The organism is Aquabacterium sp. CECT 9606, from assembly GCF_918741295.1.
GTDB lineage: Bacteria > Pseudomonadota > Gammaproteobacteria > Burkholderiales > Burkholderiaceae_C > Aquabacterium.
This window is the reverse complement of the sequence record NZ_CAKKNB010000003.1, coordinates 811574-824654: the sequence shown is the minus strand read 5'-3', so window position 1 is coordinate 824654 and position 13081 is coordinate 811574. Positions and strand designations below refer to the sequence as shown.

General features: G+C 60.8%; 10 protein-coding genes and 2 tRNA genes. 6 read left to right on the top strand and 6 right to left on the bottom strand.

What is annotated here, in order from left to right:
* Positions 1 to 69 precede the first annotated feature (69 nt).
* The 6 genes from LQ232_RS16480 (at position 70) to LQ232_RS16455 (ending at position 4457) form a co-directional block, all read left to right on the top strand.
* Positions 70 to 342, top strand: a complete 273-nt coding sequence (locus tag LQ232_RS16480; protein WP_230181454.1) for an HU family DNA-binding protein — start codon at positions 70 to 72, stop codon at positions 340 to 342.
* Positions 343 to 364: 22 nt separating this feature from the next.
* A tRNA-Val gene (locus LQ232_RS16475) sits at positions 365 to 440 on the top strand.
* A 100-nt stretch (positions 441 to 540) separates the two neighbouring features.
* Positions 541 to 2487, top strand: coding sequence for a SurA N-terminal domain-containing protein (locus LQ232_RS16470; protein ID WP_256450054.1), 1947 nt, complete (start codon positions 541 to 543; stop codon positions 2485 to 2487).
* A 39-nt stretch (positions 2488 to 2526) separates the two neighbouring features.
* Positions 2527 to 2602, top strand: a tRNA-His gene (locus tag LQ232_RS16465).
* A 173-nt stretch (positions 2603 to 2775) separates the two neighbouring features.
* Positions 2776 to 3996: an integrase arm-type DNA-binding domain-containing protein gene (locus LQ232_RS16460; protein WP_230181452.1), complete on the top strand. Its 1221-nt coding sequence runs from the start codon at positions 2776 to 2778 to the stop codon at positions 3994 to 3996.
* A 134-nt stretch (positions 3997 to 4130) separates the two neighbouring features.
* On the top strand, positions 4131 to 4457 hold the full coding sequence (locus tag LQ232_RS16455) for a hypothetical protein (RefSeq protein WP_230181451.1): 327 nt from the start codon (positions 4131 to 4133) through the stop codon (positions 4455 to 4457).
* Here LQ232_RS16455 and LQ232_RS16450 read toward each other — a convergent pair whose 3' ends face one another.
* Genes LQ232_RS16450 through trbC form a run of 6 tightly spaced genes read right to left on the bottom strand, consistent with a single transcriptional unit; the run spans position 4458 to position 12995 of the window.
* Positions 4458 to 7226, bottom strand: a complete 2769-nt coding sequence (locus tag LQ232_RS16450) for a conjugal transfer protein TraG N-terminal domain-containing protein (RefSeq protein ID WP_230181450.1) — start codon at positions 7224 to 7226, stop codon at positions 4458 to 4460.
* 55 nt (positions 7227 to 7281) lie between these two features.
* Positions 7282 to 8721 (bottom strand): conjugal transfer protein TraH, encoded by a 1440-nt coding sequence (locus LQ232_RS16445; protein WP_230181449.1) that lies wholly within the window; start codon positions 8719 to 8721, stop codon positions 7282 to 7284.
* Positions 8722 to 8730: 9 nt separating this feature from the next.
* Positions 8731 to 9624, bottom strand: coding sequence for a conjugal transfer protein TraF (traF, locus tag LQ232_RS16440; RefSeq protein WP_230181448.1), 894 nt, complete (start codon positions 9622 to 9624; stop codon positions 8731 to 8733).
* Positions 9625 to 9635: 11 nt separating this feature from the next.
* Positions 9636 to 10007, bottom strand: coding sequence for a hypothetical protein (locus tag LQ232_RS16435; RefSeq protein WP_230181447.1), 372 nt, complete (start codon positions 10005 to 10007; stop codon positions 9636 to 9638).
* Positions 10004 to 12328, bottom strand: a complete 2325-nt coding sequence (traN, locus tag LQ232_RS16430) for a type-F conjugative transfer system mating-pair stabilization protein TraN (RefSeq protein WP_230181446.1) — start codon at positions 12326 to 12328, stop codon at positions 10004 to 10006. Before traN ends, LQ232_RS16435 begins: the two co-directional genes overlap by 4 nt.
* 13 nt (positions 12329 to 12341) lie before the next feature.
* Entirely contained in the window at positions 12342 to 12995 is a 654-nt protein-coding gene (gene trbC / locus LQ232_RS16425) for a type-F conjugative transfer system pilin assembly protein TrbC (RefSeq protein WP_230181445.1), read from the bottom strand.
* Positions 12996 to 13081 lie beyond the last annotated feature (86 nt).

The following is a 13081-nucleotide window of genomic DNA, read 5'->3' as shown; positions in this document are numbered from 1 at the left end:
CGCCCCAGCGCTGTTAGTACGTTCGTTTTGTGGAACTCGTTTTGTGACGCCTTCAAGAAGGGATTTTTTGTGAACAAGTCCGAGTTGATTGAACACATTGCCAAGCAAGCTGACATTTCCAAAGCCGCTGCTGGTCGTGCGCTGGACGCCTTGATTGGCGGTGTGCGTACCACGCTGAAAAAGGGCGGGACAGTCTCGCTGGTTGGGTTTGGTACGTTCGCGGTCTCCACGCGCGCGGCACGCACGGGCCGCAATCCACGCACCGGCGACGCCATCAAGATCAAGAAGGCCAAAGTGCCCAAGTTCCGTCCGGGCAAAGCCCTCAAAGACGCAGTGAACTAAAATATCGTTTTATGAATCCATTGGGTGCTTAGCTCAGTTGGCAGAGCGGCGCCTTTACACGGCGTAGGTCGGCGGTTCGACCCCGTCAGCACCCACCACCGATAGCGATGATGCAAAGGCGGACCACGGTTCGCCTTTGTCTCGTTTGAAATCCGGTTTTCCTGAACCCTGTGACCCGGCCCCGGCCGTAGCCCGCTCATGTTTGATTTTGTTCGCAAGCACACACGTGTCATGCAAGGCCTTCTGGTGTTGCTGATCGTGCCTTCCTTTGTTCTCGTCGGCGTACAGAGCTATTCAAAGTTCATGGACGACGATGGCATTGTGGCCAAGGTGGCCGGCAAGGACATCACGCAGACCGAATGGGATCAGGCCCATCGCCGCATGGTTGAGCGTGTTCGCTCCCAGCAGCCTGACGTCGATCCCAGCACCTTCGACAAGCCCGAGTTCAAGAAGCAGGTGCTCGAATCTCTGGTGCGTGAATACGTGCTGAGCGTGGCTGCCCGCGACTTGAACTTGCGAGCAGCAGACGCTCGCCTGGTACGCATGTTCGCCACCGACCAGCAATACGCTTTCTTGCGCAACCCCGACGGCTCGCTGAACAAAGAGCTGCTTCAGGCCCAAGGCATGACCGCGGCCCAGTTCGCCGAGCGCTTGCGCCTGGACATGTCGGTGAACCAGGTGCTGGGTGGCGTGGCCGGCACGGGCCTCACCTCCACGGTGTCCAACCGCGAGGCGGTGGAGGCTTTGTTCCAGGTTCGCGAAGTGCAGTGGATGAAGTTCGAGCCCAAGAATTACGTCGCTCAACTCAATCCCACGGTAGACCAGCTCAAGGCGTTTTACAACAGCCCAGCCAACACCAAGGATTTCATGGTCCCTGAAAAGGCCGACGTTGAGTATGTGGTGCTGGACCTGGACGTGCTGAAAAAAGGCGTCTCGGTTCCTGAAGAAGAGCTGCGCCGCTCTTACCAGGAAAACATCACCCGCTACACCCAGCCCGAAGAGCGCCGCGCCAGCCACATCCTGATCAAGGCCGAGAAGAGCGCGCCCGCAGCCCAGAAGCAGGCCGCTCAAGCCAAGGCCGAGCAGTTGCTGGCCCAGCTCAAGAAAGATCCTGCGCAGTTTGCTGAATTGGCCAAGAAGAACTCTGACGACCCAGGTTCCGCCGTCAACGGTGGCGACCTTGACTTCTTTGGCCGCGGCGCCATGGCCAAGCCTTTCGAAGACGCGGCTTTCAGCCTCAAGCAGGGTGACATCAGCGGCGTGGTTGAAACCGACTACGGCTACCACATCATCACGGTGACTGGCCTGCGTGGCGGTCAGCCCCAGCCTTTTGAAGCCGTGCGGGCCCAGATCGAAGACGACGCCCGCAAGCAACTGGCCCAGCGCCAGTATGCCGAGGCCGCTGAGAGCTTCACGAACAAGGTCTACGAACAACCTGACAGCCTCAAACCCGTGGCCGATGACCTGAAGCTGACTGTGCAGAAGGCGGCCGATGTCTTGCGCAGCCCGGGCACCAAGGACCAAGGCCTGTTGGGCAATGCTCGCTTGCTGGAGGCCCTGTTTGACGCCAGCAACCGTGCCAAGAACCGCAACACCGAAGCCATTGAAGTGGGGCCCAACAAGCTGGTGTCGGCGCGCATCGTGAAGTACACCCCCGCCAGCAAGCCTCCGTTCGAGCAAATGCAAACTCAGGTCCGCGAGCGCTGGATTGCGGCCGAGTCCGTCAAGGCGGCCCGTCAGGACGCTGACCAGAAGATGGCGATGTGGAAGCAAGCACCAGACAAGGCCCAACTGCCTGCGCCTGTGCAAATGTCGCGTCGCCTGGTGTTCTCTCAACCGCCAGCCGTGCTTGACGCCGCACTGCGCGTGCCCGAGAAGCAATTGCCTGCCTGGGTGGTGGTCGACATCGGTCACGAAGGCTCTGCGTTGCTGAAGGTGAATAAAGTGCTGCCCCTGCAGATCACGCCCCAAGAAGTGCAAGAGACCGAGGCGCAGTTCGCCGGGTACTGGGGCAAGGCCGAAGCCGATGCCTATTTCAACTCTTTGAAGAAGAAGTACAAGGTGGAGTACTTGAATGACGGCAAGAAGTTGATGGAAGAAAGCGCCAAACCCGGTGAAGCGCAAAAAACTGCGTCGGCGCTCTGATTCGCGTTTTTTGACGCTATAATCTCGTTCTTTCCAGTGGTGGCTGTAGCTCAGTTGGTAGAGTCCAGGATTGTGATTCCTGTTGTCGTGGGTTCGAGCCCCATCAGCCACCCCATCGAAACAATTCATACCGGCCCACAAAGGCCCAAAACCCCTAAGTAAATCAACGACTTAGGGGTTTTTTTATGCCTTGACGGCTCATGCAGTGTCATTGCATCCCGCTAAAAAGAGGGGAACATATCGGGGAACAACGGGTGGTGTCCCGGCAATGTGGAGCTTTGTTCCCCTATGTTGACCAACACGGAATGCAAGAATGCGACTTGCCCCTTAGGAAAAATGCGACTTCGTCTGACGGATTCGGCAGGTCTCTACCTTGAGATTTCGCCCTCCGGTACAAAGCGCTGGTTTTGGAAGTACTACTTCGGTGAAAAGGAAAAGCGCCTGGCGCTTGGGAGCTACCCGGAAGTCGGCTTGAAGGAGGCTCGCGTCGCACGAGACGACGCCCGCAAGCTCCAACAAAAGGGGGTGGATCCCGTTTTCCAGCGACAAGCCGACAAGCTGACCTCTAAATTCGATGCCAATGCGACGTTTGAGGCGGTCGCCCGTGAGTTTCACGCAACAAAGGCTCCTGGCTGGAGTGATCACTACGCCAAACGATGGCTGGAACGACTGGAAAAAGATGTTTTCCCTTGGCTGGGTAAACTCACCTTGGCTGCGATCAGCGCCCCTCAGGTACTTCAGATACTGCGACGCGTTGAAGACCGGGGGGTCAAGGAGTTGCAGCACTCGCTGCTTGAGGCTTGTAGTCAAGTCTTCCGTTATGGCATTGCCACTGGGCGCTGTGAGCGCAATGCTGCCGCACACCTGCGTGGCGCCTTGAAGCCAGTGCTGACCAAACACATGGCCGCTGTGCTTGATCCATCACAAGCGGCAGACCTGATGAAATCGATCTTTGCCTATCAAGGCCAGCCGACGACCCGTGGCGCACTACAACTTTCGGCGCTTCTGTTTCAGAGACCCGGCAACATCAGGCAAATGGAGTGGGCGGAGATCGATTTTGAGTCGGCGATGTGGACGATTCCTGCGGGCAAGATGAAACGTACCAAACTGGACAAAATCAATGGACGACCTCATTTTGTGCCACTTGCCCCGCAGGCCATGGGCATCCTGAAAGACTTACAGCCGTTGACGGGGCAAGGACGATACGTGTTTCCGTCATTGATCAGCGGTGCCCGGCCAATGAGTGAGAACACAGTGCGCGTGGCCTTGCGTCGCATGGGTTACGACAACGAAACGATGACGCCTCACGGGTTTCGCGCGATGGCGCGTACCTTGATGGTCGAGCGAACAAGTGTCCACCCGGACGTCATTGAGGCGCAATTGGCGCATGGCAAAAGCGGCCCACTGGGTTCGGCCTACGACAGGGCCGAGTTCATGCAGCAGCGCCGGGAAATGATGATCATTTGGGCTGACTATCTGGATGTATTGAGGATCACGGTCAAACCATAGCGCACCTTGTTCTGTGGCTTGGCGGCGTGGATTTCGTCGTTGCTGAAGTATCCGGTGGCGACATGAACAAGATTTGCATATGGCCTTGCAAGTGAAGGCGCTGCGTTGTACGTTCATGCCCGAGAGGTGGTCATATGCGGACACTCATTTTCATCGGCTTTGTCGTCCTTGGGGCCTTGCTTGCCTTGTTGTTGTCCATGCATGACGACTGGGCAACACGCATCGTCGCCATGGGCGTGGGTGCGCTCTTTGGTGCACCACTCGGCGCGGCGATAGGTAGCATTGGGAGGAAGCGGCTTCGAGCGAAGACAGACGGGAACCATTCGGACCTGTCTGGAACGAGCACGTCACCCAAGGACCTGAGCGCGAACTATTGGCGTGACAAAGGACATCCGCCGTTCATGAAGCCCGCCAATGCTGAGCCGGACGTACACATGTTCGATCCAGACAAGTTCGGGTGACTATTTCTTCAGCAGATCCTTCACTGCATCTTTGACATTGTCTGCGGATGCGCTGGCATCTTGGGCCACTTGTTTTTCGGATCGATTGAAAAGAGATCGCTTTGACGCCAGGGTTCCATCATCGGTTGTGACAGTCTCTGATTTGGCGTCGAAAGCTGCACGGCTTGTTTCGACACGGGATCTGATGTCAGCGCCATGTGCCCGTACTTCCTCGCGTGTGACTGATGGTGACGTCGTCTGCTGACCTTTTGGCAGGCCGGTTGTTGCTCTGAAAACTTGCCGTTCATTATCCTGATGCCGGGCGTCGATGTCGGGATTCAGCGCAGTGCCACTGCGCTCTTGGGTGTACTGGCGATGCAGCTCAGCAAATGAAGCAGGCAGCGCGGTGCCATCCGAAAAGACTCGATTTGGACGCAGAGACTGCCTCGCCAATTCAGCCTCCATCAAAGTGTGGGCTGCGACGCTGTTGCCGCCGTACTGCTCAGCATAGCGAGTGAACATTTCCAGGTTATGGGGGTCCTGCGCCATGTCGATGGATATCGTCTCGCCCCTTTCATAAGCCGCAGAAACTCTCTCAGCGAGAGCTGTCCGTTCTGCGAGGCTGGCTTCAGCTTTTTCTGAGCGTGACGCCGTGGAGGCAAGCCGTGATGACATGTCTTTGGCCTGTCTGGAGTCGCTGGACAGCAGGCTGCTGAAGCTGGCGTCTCGTGACACTCGGTCGCCAAATTGCTTGAATTCCGCCAGTTGCTCGGTGCTCATGCTGCCCAGGACTTTTTGTTCCTGTGCCGATAGTCCGGAAAGATAGCTCTTGTCTGCTCGCGCGCTCAACCTGCCACCAACCGCACCTGTGTTCAAGCCGACGTGCCCGGATGCTCCAAATGCAATGCTGGCTACTTGCGCTTGTGTCAGGCCAGTGCTGTCAGCAACGCTTCTGGTGATCTGATCAAGTTTGTTCAGTGTCTCGCCCATTTGTTCGAAGCTGCTGGTGGTGGACCCGCTGCTGCTGCGTGATGAACGCAATGTGCTTAGTCCGCGGCTAAATGCCTCAGAAAGGGCTGCTGAGCGATCCGAACTGGCCGCCAGGGCTTCGCTGCGCGCCACAGTGGCTTGGCGACTCGCGTCGGTGACGTCCTGCTCCGACACTCGCATCGACACGACCCGAGAGGCAAACCCCTGGTTGCGCAGCAGGCTGACTGCCGTGCGTCCGCTCAAGGCGTTCGACGAGAACGTGTTCCCGCTGAGGTCGTTTTGCAGGCTGCTCATGAAGGCGGATGTGCGGTTCGGCGCCAGTTGTGCCTGGTCCATGGCGACGTTGCCCATGTTCACATTGCCGGTGGCGGCAGCGCCCGTGTTCGCGGACAACACACCTTGAAGACCTGATAGTCCACCGATCAGCGCAGTGCCAAAGCTTTCCATGCGTTTCAACGCAGCCCAGGCGATGAAGGGGATGCTGATCGCCAGGTAGCCAACCACCGCTTCACCCGAGATCGCCCCTGAGTAGATCACCGAGGCGGTCTGCAGGGACAGTGCCTTGGTGCCCGATCCGATGTCGGCTGCCGCCGCCAGGTCGTAGGCCGCGTAGATGGAGGCCATGTAGTTCAACACCGCATACAGCGGTGGCCACAGCTGGATCCAGATCAGGATGGTGGCGTAGCCTTTGAAGGCCAGCATCGTCTCGCGCCCGCTGGTCAGCAAGAGCAGCAAAACCATCAGCGGAAACAGTGCGTAAGTCAGGGCCTCGATCACGTTGCGGAACACGGGTAGGGCCTGTTCTGCCACCTTGCCGTTGTTGAGCCATGCTGCATTTTGTTGAGCCACGGCTTGGGCCCGGCCGACCGCGAGCACCATGGCAGACGGGTCGTTGACCTTCTGGCCGATGATCGTGCTGGTGTCGTTGATCGCGTTGAGCATGGCGCTTTGGCGGATCAGATCGGCGGCGGTGGCCGAGGCATTGGCGATGTTGTTCTTGATGTAAGCCTGCTGGATCTGGCTGGCGATCACGGCGGTGGCCGCAGCGGCGGGCAAGGTGGGGTTCAACTGAAACGCCAGGCGGCCCTGGATCTGGGTAATCTGCGCCGGAAGCCGCCCGTTGAGGTTGGCGTAGACGTTCGGGCAGGTGTCCACGTTGACGGCGCCGAGGGTGGTGATGGTGGTGAAGCGCGCCGGGTTCGGTGTGGCCATGAGCGGCCAGACATCGCTGGCGCTGGCAAAGGTGGCCGGGCTGATCGCGCCATCGATCAGGTCGTACATCGTGCAGTTGTTGATGAAGTTGATGAGATCGGTACGGAAGTTCGGGTCCTGGAACACGACCTTGCCGGTCTCCTTGATCAGCCGGTTGCCAAACATCAGGCCGTTCTTTTCGTAGCTCAGCTCGCTGGGCAGGGCACCTGGGCCGGGGATGGTCTGGAAGGCGGTTTCGAACAGGCCGGTCAGCGTGTGGCCGATGGTGCTGGTGGTGCTGCCGAGCATGACCATGCCGAAGGGGACGTTGCTCACCACCTTGACCGGGGCGCCACCCGTCTTGTCCACAATGCCCACGGTGACCCTGGGCAGAATGAGGATGGAGAACACGAGCAGCACGGTGCCTAGCCATTTCCAGCCCTGGAGCTTTTCGGGGGCGAAGCCGTAGCCGATCAGGGCGGCCACAAAGCCGCAAAAGGCCACGGCGGCGATCGCCGACATGTAGTCGCCGGAGGCGTGGATGGCAGCTGTCGCATTGAAGATGCCGAACAGGCTGTCCGCGTTTTGATAGGCGTAGATCTCCCACATGGTTGTTGCTCCGGTGCAGGGCTGGGATCCGTGGGGTGGTGGCTTTGGCTTTAGCTCAATGGGTCATGTAAGCCGCTTGTTGCCCGAGCATGTCCATCACGTGCTGGGGCATGCTGGATCGCAACTGGCGTTCGAGTTGTTCAAGGTGACTGGACACCGCGCGGTAGGAGCCGACCTTTTGGTACAGCAGGTTCTTCTCCTGCGAGATCTGCTGCAGCATGGCTTGGGCGCGCAGCTTGATCTGCTGTGCTTGCTCGCGCTGGGTCTGCTGGAGCTGGTAGTCCTTGTCGAGCGCGGCCAGCCCCAGGCGCATGTTGCGCTCCAGGAAGACGTAAGCGTAGTCGGCGGCGATCACGTCGCGGTACTGCGCGATCAGGCTGTCTGCCAGGCCGGAGCCCGGGATCGTGGCGCCCACGGAGAGCATCTTGTAGACCGGCTCGGTGGTCTGGTTGACAAAGCCGACTTCGGCGGAGTTGTTGGGGATCGGGGTGCGGGCCGCGATCTTGTCTGCGATGGAGCGCATCAGGGTTTCGACCTTGGCCGTGAAGGGAGTGTGCGTGTAGGTGGTGTTGAGCGTCACGACATCGCAGTTGACGAAGTCGTTGCACTTGAGCAGGTGCTGCATCACGTTCATGCCGGGCGCAGGCGTCTGGCCGTAGAGCAACTGGCTGATTGAGGTGAGGGTGGGGGCGATGGGTTCGGGGTCGCGCGCAGCTTCTTCGGGGTGGTAGATGATGGTGCCGACCATGCTCATGATCAGTTCGCGCTCTGCATCGTCCAGGGCGCCACCGGTGTGTTTCAAGGCCTTCCAGGTCAGGTTGCCGACGAAGGGGGCCTTGTTGCGCACGTTGAGGTCGCCGGAGGTTCGAGCTGAAGCCAGGATGCCAGGGCGGTCGGTGGCGCAGCGCCTGCGCGCCGCGTCGCGGTCGCTCTCTAGCCCCATCTCGATGGCCAGGTCGGCGCAGGTTTCTTGTGAGCTGTAGCCGGTGGCCTCCGCCGCCGTGCTGACGATGGCTTTGGCAGTTTCGCAGGAGTTGATGCGGGCGTTGTTGATCCAGGTCTCCAGGCCCTTGGCCCATTTGCTCAAACCACCCAACAGCGGTGAAACCGCTTCAAGTGCCAACTGAAAGGCGATGCCGGGCAGGGCGGCGGTGATGTTCCTGAGCATGTTCTTGAACTCGGTGGCCGAGATGTGCGAGAACGAGCCACCGAACACGTCGATGCCACCGCAACCGGCTTTGGCGCTGGGGAATTGGATGGCCGCGAGCTGGTACACCTTGTTGGGCGAGCGCCTGAAGAAGCTGCCGCCGGTGTAGGTGTTGAAGGTCTGGCCCCTGAAGGCCCCAGGTGCGGTGTAGTTGCCGATGGCGCCCAGGTTGTTGAACATGTTGTTCACCTCGGCGTTCAGATCACCTGCACGCAAGGTCAAAGGCGAGGTGGCGAGGGCGAGCGCCATCATGGTGATGGTGATGCGGCTGAACAATGAGGTTCCCATGGGGTGCTCCTATTGAAGAACGACATGTCGGTTCACGCCGGGCAACATGGCCTGAGCGGCGGGTGTGCTCACCGTGGTGATGCGCTCCAGCAGCTCGGCCTCGGACAGCACGCCAAAGCCGATGGGGGTGATCTTTCCGGTGAAGGGCTGGGCGAGGAACACGGCCGGGACTTTGGTGACCCTCAAGGTATTGGCGATGCCATTGTTGGTTCTGGCATCGGCAAAACCAGGCATGGGGCCACCATCGACGCTGATGGCCACGACCTTCATGCCGTGGCGTGCTTCGAAGGCGGCCAAAGTGGGCGCCAGGGCATGGCAGTACGAGCAGTCGCTGCGGAAGAAAAAGAACAGCACATGGTCTTTGCCCAGGGTGGCGATGGTTTGTGATCGCTCGGCCAATTGGTCCCGGTCAAAGACCTCCAGCGCCTTGGCATTGACCGGGCGGCCTTGCTGCGTGGGGTCCAGCTCTGGCGTGGACCAGGCGACATGTTGGGCGACATCCGCGAAATAGGAGGCGCGGGCCACCACCTTGGCTTCGAGCGCCATGTAGCGGCGCACATTGGCCTCGGTGGGCCGCATGATGGCGATGTTGCGGTAGGACTCGACCGCCTTTTTCAGGCGTTCGAACTCGATCAGTTCAGGCGCTTTGGTCGGCAGCTTGGCCTGAGCCAGTGTGGGCGGATTGGCGGGCAGCTTCGGGGCTGAAGCAGGTGCCTCTGGTGGATCAGGTTCTGGCTCCTCATAGAAGTGCCAGCCGCGCCAGGTGTCAGTCCAATAGGGAGAGACGTGCATGGATGCGTCGTCCTGGCGAGGACGCTCTTGTGCTTGGGTGATGGGCAAGGCAAGCAACAAGCCCACGGCCAGGCATGTGGCCGACCATCGGAACTTGAATGAACTTGGCATGTCGGCATCCCCTATTGCAGTGATTTGGGGGGCAGGCCATCGAGGCAGTAATTGATGCCGAACTCGATGGTTTGTTTGCGTGGGGCTTTGGCACCTGGCAGCAAGACCCCGTCTTGCCAGAAGCTCACCTTCAAGCGGCTGCAACCGGCCTGGCGGTAGTGTTTGTCCGTCGTGACGTCGATGAAGATGGGGGTGGTGGCTTTGAAGTGCAGGCCGATGGCGTCGGCTAGCTCTCCGGTCAGCATGCCTTGGGCCTGTCCGTCTGAGGCCATCAGCGCGCTCACCATCAGTGCCTTGGGATCCGTCACCGGTGTGCGTTCCGGTGTGTGAGCGAGACACCCCAGCGGACAGGCCAGCAGCATGAGCGCGAGGTTTGTTTTCATTGGCAGCGCCCCTGTCCGTAGTAACAGTTGGGCACCTTGGCGCTGCTGCCACCCTGGATCGTCCCGAGGTCCGGATGATTGGGCACGATGGAGGCGTAGAACTCGCTGAGGTCCATCGCCGCGAAGTCCAGGCTTTGCAGTTGAGGGATGGTGAAGCCCGAGCAGTCGGGGGTCTTTCCGTTGCCCCAGCCCATGCCGAGCTGCCTGCGGCCCTGTTCGTTCACGATCCTGGCGAGCATGCTGTTGAAACAGCACTTGCCGGTGGTGCGCTCCAGGCAGGAGACGCATTTGCCCAGGATGCGCAGGCAGGAGGAGCACCAGCTTCCCGAGCTGTGGCACAAGCCCGCGCCTTCCTTCATGGCCAGTTTTCCTTCGGCCTCGTTGCAGGACATCATCGACATGACGATGTAGATCACCACGGCGATCGCCAGTGACCAGGGATCGAAGGCGACGACCAGGCTGTCACCTGCATACAGCACGGACGACCCGGTGGGCAGGGCGGTGCCGTTGACCGCCACGGTCACGCCATAGCTGCTGAAGGATCCGCTGAAGCCGCCGCCGGTCAGCAGGGCCGACATGCCCTGGTAGACGAATTCGCGGTTCTCCGAGTTCATCAGCGTGTCGTAAACCAGACGCGAGCCGGTGCCGAAGACGCTCTGGTTGCTCATCCCTGCGCCTGAGCGGTCTGAATCGCAGCAGTCCTTCAGCAGCCGGTCTCGGCAGTGGTTGGCCTCGCCGCTGAAAACCCGCATGCTGCTGGTGTCGAGGTAGACGCCCGCTTCCCGAGCCGCCTCCAGCATCGACATCGAGCGGGCGAAGTCGGCATCGTTGGTGTAGCTGGTGTTGAAGCAACTGCTGCCCAGGCAGAACACGTTGGATGGGCAGTTCGATGCCGTGGTGATGCTCTGGGCAACCGTGGCGCAGGCGTAGCTGTCCTGGTAGATCTCGCACGCACCCGTCGTGGCGTTCGTCTGCTTGCACGTGCTGGTGCCCAGCTTGCAGCCTTGGGCCACGAGAGGGGCGCATTCGTCTGCTGCCGCGCCCGATGCGCAGGACAGCGTGCGTTCGTATGACCAGCAGGCCCGGGTGATGGCGCGGCCATCGATTACCTTGGTCGATGGGCCATCAACGCAGCGTTCGGCGGTGGTCACGGTACAGCGGCCACCGGCCTTGACAGGCGCACTCTTGTCGTCCCACACATCGGTTTCGGTGTGGTTCATGGTTGGCTGCTGGAAGGCCATTGGGACGCTCCAACCCGAGGCGCCGACCAGGACGGCGGCACCCGAGGCTTTGACGCATTGCAGGCCAGCGCGGCCAAAGAGGGCGGTGCCACCGAAGCCACATCCGGCGCGGGGCACCGCCGTGGTGAGGGTGTAGCAGCGGTCGGCAGGTCCGGTGGACAAGATGCGACTTGACCAGTGAGCTTGCAGCGAGTCGCCCCGGACGGTGCCAGTCGGACAGGTGTACATCGGCGTGCCGAACTGGAAGGTGTAGTTGCAGGTGCCTGCGGTGCAACCTGAGCCAGGCATCATCACGACCTTGAAGGGCCGCCGACAGTGCCCATTCCAGTGCGGAGCCAGGTCGGCCACGAACGACGCTTGAGCCGACGGTGTGATGGGCAGCTCGAGCGTCTGCCAGCCCATGCATGCACCGTTGGCGCCTGCCGCGTAGAAGCGAAATCGCTGGCGCTGGTCCGTGCGGATTCGGCACTCGGCCTCAGCCACCATGTAGTCCCAGCCATTGCGGTTCACTTGAGCATGTGCGAACCAATCGCCAGCGTTGCAAGTGGGGATCAGTTCGACCTGCACCGTCAGGTCTAGGTGGGTGGCGTAGTGGCCAAGCCCATTGAAGCGCTGACACTGCTTGGTGATGTTGCCTGCGGGCTGGGCCACCTCGGTTGTCGTGCAGCCGCTGTAGAACGATGCGAGGCTGCCCAACTCCAGCGAAGGGTTGCGCGCGATGTCGCGTGCGGCCGCCACGGCGGGGTCGTAGGGGGAGATGGCTGGACGGGGTGTGTTCGCCGAGTTGAGTGCTCCCTGTTGGGCCTGGCAAACCGGGTCATTCGGTGTGGTGGCGCAGGCGGCCAGCCTTGCCTGAGCGTGGCCTGACAGGCTGGGACGGCCATGGTAAGCCGTCTCGGGGGGCGTGCTGGTGTAGCCCGGGACGTTGGTCGATGCGGTGGGCGTATTGACTGTGCTGCGGATCACCGGGTTGGCCGCGTGCCCTGCAACGGTGCCTTCTTCGTGAGGTCCGGCCAAGGCCGCCGTCTGGGTCGTGACGAAGCACCAGAGCGTGAACCAGATGAGGAGTCGGCGCAGCATGGCGGTGCCTTTCCTATCCCTTGATCCGCTGGAGGAAGGGTGCGGCTTCCTTGCCGAAGCGTGGCGCGTGACGCTGGATGTGGGACAGCGCGTAGTCCAGGCTCACGTCTCCGGCCAAGCGGACAAAGTCTTCCGGTGATGCACAACTTCCGTACGCGCAGGCTGGCGTGCTTGCAAGGCGCGCACCGCTGCGAACGATGACGAAGCTGGGTACCTGCACCACGGTATAGCGCTCAAAGGCCTGGGGATCGATCTGGATGGCCACTTTCCGTTGGCCGATGAGGCTTTGGACCTGCGCGACGGTGTCCCGCAAGGAGCCCTTGGTCAATCCACGGATCAGGATCGATGCCTTGGCGCGGGAAGCCTGATCGACCAGGCGTTGCAGGGTGGCTTGCGGCATCGACAGGCTGATGAAGACCATCAGGATGGGGTCCGAGCCCAGCCTCGGCATGTGGGTGGTGGGGTCCACATGGGCGGCGTAGCCTTTGGCCAGGGCTTCCAGGTCGATGGGTGCTGTTGACCTGGGTTGTGGAAGGGCCTCGATCCTGGGGCTCGCCGAGATCGGCACGCGGGCCAGTTCGGTCTCGCTGGGCATGGGGTGGGTGCGCCGGGCCTGGTCGATGTCTTGCGCGGTGACCGTGGGTTGCGAGCGTCGGGCCTGCGCCATGTCCGCATCCGTTACTGTGGGTGCGCGCTGAGCCAGCACTACCATGCTGGGTGCGACCAGGCATGCCCCAATCAGCATCCGCCGTG

Bases quoted from the DNA above. Each gene is read 5' to 3' on its own strand.
- trbC (WP_230181445.1), bottom strand. From the start codon at position 12,995: ATGGCGCAGGCCCGACGCTCGCAACCCACGGTCACCGCGCAAGACATC.
- traN (WP_230181446.1), bottom strand. From the start codon at position 12,328: ATGCTGCGCCGACTCCTCATCTGGTTCACGCTCTGGTGCTTCGTCACG.
- LQ232_RS16435 (WP_230181447.1), bottom strand. From the start codon at position 10,007: ATGAAAACAAACCTCGCGCTCATGCTGCTGGCCTGTCCGCTGGGGTGT.
- LQ232_RS16455 (WP_230181451.1), top strand. From the start codon at position 4,131: ATGCGGACACTCATTTTCATCGGCTTTGTCGTCCTTGGGGCCTTGCTT.
- LQ232_RS16460 (WP_230181452.1), top strand. From the start codon at position 2,776: ATGTTGACCAACACGGAATGCAAGAATGCGACTTGCCCCTTAGGAAAA.
- LQ232_RS16445 (WP_230181449.1), bottom strand. From the start codon at position 8,721: ATGGGAACCTCATTGTTCAGCCGCATCACCATCACCATGATGGCGCTC.
- traF (WP_230181448.1), bottom strand. From the start codon at position 9,624: ATGCCAAGTTCATTCAAGTTCCGATGGTCGGCCACATGCCTGGCCGTG.
- LQ232_RS16450 (WP_230181450.1), bottom strand. From the start codon at position 7,226: ATGTGGGAGATCTACGCCTATCAAAACGCGGACAGCCTGTTCGGCATC.
- LQ232_RS16470 (WP_256450054.1), top strand. From the start codon at position 541: ATGTTTGATTTTGTTCGCAAGCACACACGTGTCATGCAAGGCCTTCTG.